We start from the raw sequence: 6040 nt of genomic DNA, 5'->3' as shown, positions 1-6040 counted from the left end.
TTTGCCTAACAAGAAATTTAAGAGTGATTCACAACGCTGGGCGCCCTCACTTCAAGTCGGTTTAGTGTTTATGGCACAATGCGTTAGGTAAGGTGTCAGCGTTGTTCACACCTTAATTTGGCGTTATATTTATAGGTAAGTTATGAACTTAGAAGAAGAAATGTCGAAGCTGAATGAGTTTTACTTTTTCAAAGAATTTACGTATTCAAGCACATTGTTTAAGCGTGAAGATGGTCAAGAAGTAGAGCTAGCGGACAATGTATTAATGATTGATGATCTTTATGTCATCTATCAGTTGAAAGAACGTTTTGAGCCAGAAAGCTCCACGGCAGAGAAAGAAATCAAGTGGTTTGAAAAAAAGATTATTAAAAATGCTTGTAGCCAAATCCGTGATTCATTGAGGTATATAGGTGATTACGACGAAGTTCATTTAGAGAATAATCGAGGGCATAAAATAAACATCGCTACAGATCAGGTGAAGAATATTCATAAGGTAGTAATGTACAAGCCATCTAAGCTACTTCCTACGGAAGTATTGCAGAAAAAATTTCATAAAAGTTCAACAGCTGGTGTTATTCACTTGTTCTGCAAAGATGACTATTTTGGACTTATTGAATCGTTAGCTACTCCTGCTGAGCTTAATGAGTATCTATCATATCGTGAGCAATTAATTTTGAACTTTCCAAAGATTGTCAACGAATTACCAGAGCAAGCCTTGCTTGGGCAGTACCTAGTTACAGATGAAATTGTTACTCCTAATATTGAGTATGCCTTAAATTTAACGACATTGAATGTTCTGGATACAGAGTCGTGGGATATGACAGGTGTTATCAACACATTCCCGGACAGAATGCGAGATTATGAAAATACAACAGACTACTATTTTATTCTAACTCAACTTGCAAAAATGACTAGGGGTGAGCTTAAAGCATTCAAAGAGCGATTTACCCTGTGCTTTGAGTTGGCAAATGAAAATCGGGATACGTTGCCATATAGATTTAGTGTCCCTAGACTCGATTGCGGCTTTGTGTTCATTCCCTCAAGACGGGAAGACCGTGAGTTTAAGCATAATCGTCTAACTAACTTAACTTTGGCTCACAAGTACGAGCAAAAGAATACAAAATGTATTGGAGTGATTTTCATCAATCACCATGAAAAGTGGTGTGATGTAGATTGGTGCTATGTTGACAGTGAATGGGAACAGAACGAAGAAATTGAAGCTCTACTATCTGAATGTTATCCATTTCGTCCAGTAACAGTAAGAAAGACGGATAGATACGTCGAAAAATAAATATAACAAAGCATTTAAGAGTGATTCGCAACGCTTGGCATTTTCGCTTCGCTCAAGTATAGCCAAGCGCCGCTCACACCTTAATGCGGCGTTATATGCCAGTAATCAGAAAGTCGATAGCAGCAATAATCTCATTTCTAAAAGTGCTCAACTCATTCACAGGATCACGCAGGATTTTAGTTGGAACACTTGCCATTTGATGAGTTAGGATTACGAAGTCGCCTTCATCAATGTGGATCACTGGGCACAGGTGGGTAGGGGCTTTCTTCTCTAACATTTCAACCGGTGTTAAGGGAATCACCAGTCGGGTATTCAGCGTATCAAGCATTTCACTTTGAACATCAACAAAGTATGGGTAAGCGGTAGCAGTGCTTTTATCGTTATTTTGGTATAGTGAAAATTGTGACATTAGAATACTCGGTAAGAATCGGAAAACAGGCCGTGATTTTCTGTTAGTTCATTGCAAGCGCTAATAGCATCTGCATTTTGCTCTAACCACTCAGTTTTACGGCGTTGTTTAACTTCTTTTTCAAGAGCTTTTTCCATTGTTGCAGAGAGGTTTATGTTTAGTCGCTTAGCTTCAGCGAGTAGTTCGCTGTTTAAGCTTAAGTTTGCAGCCTTTTTGGGTGCTTGCGTACTATATGAGTTTCTCATGATAATTACCTATGCGTATTTTTAGTGCGCATTAAGTATAGGCGCACGAAAGGCATATAACAAACAATTTAAGAGTGATTCCCCACGCTTGGCATTTTTGGTTTGGGTTTAGTTTAGTGTTTACGGCGTACAAGTTGAGTGCAGTGGTAGCGTGGCTCACACCTTAATTGGGCGTTAAATGGCAGGAGATATTTATTGAAGTTTTTAGAGGATTTGACTCAGTACTTAGAGTGGGATGTCAAAAAACAGATCTTTAATAGAACTGACGCTTTCAAGCGCCAGTTGGCATATATGAAAGATCAGAACAACGAAATGCTGTTCGTTTTATACAGAAATGGTTGGAGTGATCAAAAATTACATGTGGTTTTTGCTTTCAATTCATTCTATCAGCTTGTTTTAGGTCCATTAGCGAGTTCTGCATTAAATATATCTGAATCAGGTATTGGAGCTAGCATTCCTATAAAGTATGGCAGCTCAATTAAGTTTGATAAATCGAGAAATAGGAAGATATCAAATGCAGACGCTGATTTCTTTTTTCTGCTATCTCAATTAGGTATTTCTCCGTGGTTGGTTAATTACAGTTCGGCAAATGATATTGTTTATAGTATCTATAAAGGGTTGTTAGAAAGTGAGCAGTGATGATTCATGGTTAGCGTCGGTTGAAGCTTTAGTTTCTGGCTTTGCGGAGGAACATTCATATACATTTAGCAAAAAAAGTCGTGAGTTGTCTGCGTCTTTTGAAATAGGTTGTTTTCACGCATTGCTTAATTATTATGAGAAGGTTGGCTTTGAACTTAGTGTTGAAAACTTAACTACGGAAAATGAGTTTCGTTACTTAACAACCCCAAATGGTAACCCTGATAACTTTTCTTTTGTTGTTGCTAAAATAGGTGAGTCTGAGTACGAAATTCGCCAACAATTGAAGATTTACTCAAACCTTGATGAAATGATCTCTTTTGCGCCAGATCTTGCTGTGGTAAAACGAAATTTAACTATTGAAAGAGTTAAAGATCGAGACTTTGCCAATGGTAAACGTTCGTTCTACCGAGTATCCAGCGTGGATGTGATTGCTGCGCATGAATGCAAGTCTATGCCTCCATTTCCTGAGTTAATGGTCTCATTTGTAGGTATGTATATGACAGCGCATACTTGGCATAGTGATGAAGAGCCAACTGTTATTCATGATAACAGAAAAGGGTTACATTTAGCTCCGACTATGTTTGTTGGTGGTCACGCAAAAGCTATGCACTTGCGAATGATTCAAGCGATGGAAAGAGTTTATCCGATTAATATTGTGGTAGGGATGCATGAAGGTGTGTGGAACCTTTACAAAGACAATAGAAAGCTAAACAGGTTACACGTTATCGATGAAGATCACTCAACTATTGGCGGTAGTGATTTGGAGAGCTTTCTCAATCCTCCTGAACTAGCCATTTAACAATCTGTTTAAGAGTGATTCGCAACGCGTGGCATTTTTACTATGCGTTGCGTTTAGTGGTTAAGGTGGTATGCGGAAGCATCGGTATTGCGTTGCTCACACCTTAACAGGGCGTTAACTAGCTTCTACAGATTAATGAGTAGCGATTAGATCGTGATTTAAATTCCAGTAAACTATATGCACATGGTTGATCTGATGGGTCTGGTAGCCGCTTTGTGCTAACGTGAGAGTTTGTTTTAAATCCATTAAGTGCGCAAAGAATGTCTAAGAATGGTCCATACCCTAAAGGCGTTAATGGTTCGAACTATGGTTTCATTGATCAGCAGATTATCGATAAACAGCAGAGTAAGTCCTTTAAACTTGTTCAACTAAGATCTCAGAATTACAGTGATACATTAAATCGAATCGAGAAAATGAAACAAAAGCATGAATTGACGAATTCACAAGAAGTTCCAGTTATTAACGTGGAACTGGAACGGAGGAATAGTATAATTTCAAATACTCCAGCCATTTTTGAAATTACAGAAAATCCTGTAGCCGATGCTAGTGAGCCAATTCATGAGATTGATTTTTTCGATGAAGTCGATGGTAATGAAGAGCTCTATGAACGTGTTGGACGTGAGATGGGTATTGACGCCAATTTCCTCAAAGCTATAGCATATATGGAAACGACACATGGTTATTATGATTATTTAGGAGCGTTACCTGGAGTCAGGGTTACTTCGTTTCGTCCTATGAATGTTAGGTATGATAAATGGACCGATCTTGCTAATAGCTTAGGGTATTCAAGTGACGACATTGAAAATAACGTAGAGGCAAACGTTCGCTTAGGGGCTCTCATACTAAAACGCATATGGGTTCGCGTTCAAAATCCAACTATCCGCAAGGTTGCAAGTATCTACAATTTTACTGGTGCTGAAAAGGTTAGGGATTATGGTGCGCGTGTTAATGATATATATGAAAAGAAACAGTGGCTGGATAATTAAATGAAAAATACAAATCATCTTATTCCACTCATCATTTCATTTGTTTTTTCTGTGACTGTTTCGGTTGTGTTTGGTATATATAATCATGCAGGGGATTATTGTGTTAGTCCAGTTAGTCAAGATCCGGCTGTTTGTCCAATTGATTATGGGGCATTATTAATTCACTTATCGCTACCAATTTTTATTTGGACGTCGGTGTTTTTATATTTGGCAGTAGTTGCATGGATGATGTTTCGCAAAATATGTTGTCGTTCAAAAAAATAGCGAAAAAGCCAGTTAACAAAGCGTTTAAGACGGATTCCCAACGCATGGCGTTTTCGGCTTACTTTGGTTTAAGTGTTTATGTCACAATGGTTTAGGTAGGGTGTTAGGCGTTGCTCACCACTTAACGCGGCGTTATGTGTTTGATGAGTTTTTAAGGTCAAAGCTACGATTTCATTGAGAATTTGTTCCGTGTTTTCGGCAAGTTGGCTTAGTCGAAATGGATTCTTGAACAGCCTGAGATTGATCGTTTTCAAGGTTCTTGGGTTGCCTCAATTAAGTTTTGGATCTGGCTTGTGTTGAGTTTCGTCGGTTTCCAGTCGCTTTAATTGAAATGTCTTTTTGACTGATTCTCTTGCTGACATTCAGCTCTGAAAGTCTGGTGAAGTAAAAGGTTTTGTTATGGCTGAAAGGGCGCTTTCTTTGTTGTTGATTCTGCAAGTGGCTTTCTTCGGCTCAGATCGCTGTAAAATTTAGGCTTTGGTCAGCATCGTTTTTGCACGTAACTTATTCAAATTCCTTCGTTTCTACGGTGGTTTACTTTGAATTCACGGTAAAATTCACATAACAAGCAATTCAAGTGGATTCTCAACGCGTGGCAGTTTTACTATGCGTCAGGTAAAGTGCTTTACGGTGCAATGCAGCGGCTTGGCCAGTGCGTTGTTCACCACTTAATTGGGCGTTAGCACTATCTCGATATTTGGAGTCATCTTGAAAAATAAATTAGAACTACTTGGATATAAATTTGAGATAGCAGGTCTAGTATTTGCTGTTTTAGCCGTCGTTTGGCAAGCAAATTTTTCTGGGTGGTGGGACACTGAAAGAGTTGAATGGCAATACTCAATTCAGGAAGAGGCAAACTTAGCAGTATTGGGAACGCTTAAAGATATCGCTCTTTTACAAGCTATAGATGATCAAGAAGAACTGAAAAAAAGAGCTAGCGATATATCTCAAGAAGCTAACGATGCAATTTGGGAAATTATCAAAGAAAGACAGCAAAGAGACAAACGACTCAAAGAGCAAGCGAACCTTTTCTCCATAATCGCTTTTATTCTAGTTGCTTTGTCTGCTGCCTTTATTGTAATTGGAAAAGTACTTGTATATAAAAGTGTAAAATTAAGTCATGGTAAAGAACCAGTAAAACCATGAACAAGCTGAGCCCATAGTGCTAACAAAGCGTTTAAGAGGGATTCTCAACGCTTGGCATTTTCAGTTTGATTCAACTTTAGTGTTTACGGCACAATGGTTTAGGCTAGGTGGTGGCGTTGTTCACCCCTTAACGCGGCGTTAGCTGGGGTTAAGAAAAACGGTGAATTTAGGGTGGAAAGGCTTTCGGTTTTCTAGCTACACACCGGACAAATCTCAGTTTCTCAACTATCTCGCCAGTGGCACTTTTCGGGAAGCGTTTGA

Annotated in this window: 8 protein-coding genes; 6 read left to right on the top strand and 2 right to left on the bottom strand. The window is 38.8% G+C overall.

Features of this window, described 5'->3' with window-relative positions:
- The first annotated feature begins 142 nt into the window (after positions 1-142).
- Positions 143-1291, top strand: a complete 1149-nt coding sequence (locus EYW48_RS20110; protein WP_277432941.1) for a hypothetical protein — start codon at positions 143-145, stop codon at positions 1289-1291.
- A gap of 91 nt (positions 1292-1382) precedes the next feature.
- Here EYW48_RS20110 and EYW48_RS20105 read toward each other — a convergent pair whose 3' ends face one another.
- Both EYW48_RS20105 and EYW48_RS20100 read right to left on the bottom strand, forming a co-directional pair.
- Positions 1383-1700: a CcdB family protein gene (locus EYW48_RS20105; protein WP_020838906.1), complete on the bottom strand. Its 318-nt coding sequence runs from the start codon at positions 1698-1700 to the stop codon at positions 1383-1385.
- A complete protein-coding gene (locus EYW48_RS20100; RefSeq protein WP_061051371.1) occupies positions 1700-1945 on the bottom strand; it encodes a type II toxin-antitoxin system CcdA family antitoxin in 246 nt (81 codons plus the stop codon). Before EYW48_RS20100 ends, EYW48_RS20105 begins: the two co-directional genes overlap by 1 nt.
- 195 nt (positions 1946-2140) lie before the next feature.
- On the opposite strand from EYW48_RS20100, the gene EYW48_RS20090 reads away from it, so the two are divergent.
- The 5 genes from EYW48_RS20090 (at position 2141) to EYW48_RS20065 (ending at position 5779) form a co-directional block, all read left to right on the top strand.
- Positions 2141-2584, top strand: a complete 444-nt coding sequence (locus tag EYW48_RS20090; protein ID WP_277432940.1) for a hypothetical protein — start codon at positions 2141-2143, stop codon at positions 2582-2584.
- A complete protein-coding gene (locus EYW48_RS20085) occupies positions 2574-3383 on the top strand; it encodes a hypothetical protein (protein ID WP_017634126.1) in 810 nt (269 codons plus the stop codon). Before EYW48_RS20090 ends, EYW48_RS20085 begins: the two co-directional genes overlap by 11 nt.
- Before the next feature lie 260 nt (positions 3384-3643).
- Entirely contained in the window at positions 3644-4369 is a 726-nt protein-coding gene (locus tag EYW48_RS20075) for a hypothetical protein (RefSeq protein WP_277432939.1), read from the top strand.
- Positions 4370-4633 carry a hypothetical protein gene (locus EYW48_RS20070; RefSeq protein WP_277432938.1) on the top strand — a complete coding sequence of 88 codons (264 nt, stop codon included), beginning with the start codon at positions 4370-4372 and terminating at the stop codon, positions 4631-4633. It begins immediately after the preceding gene.
- 708 nt (positions 4634-5341) lie between these two features.
- Positions 5342-5779, top strand: coding sequence for a hypothetical protein (locus EYW48_RS20065; protein WP_277432937.1), 438 nt, complete (start codon positions 5342-5344; stop codon positions 5777-5779).
- Positions 5780-6040 lie beyond the last annotated feature (261 nt).

The organism is Vibrio sp. 1180_3 (genome assembly GCF_029478545.1).
Lineage (GTDB): Bacteria > Pseudomonadota > Gammaproteobacteria > Enterobacterales > Vibrionaceae > Vibrio > Vibrio aestuarianus.
Note: the sequence above shows the minus strand (reverse complement) of the source record. Positions and strands in the feature narration are given on the sequence as shown.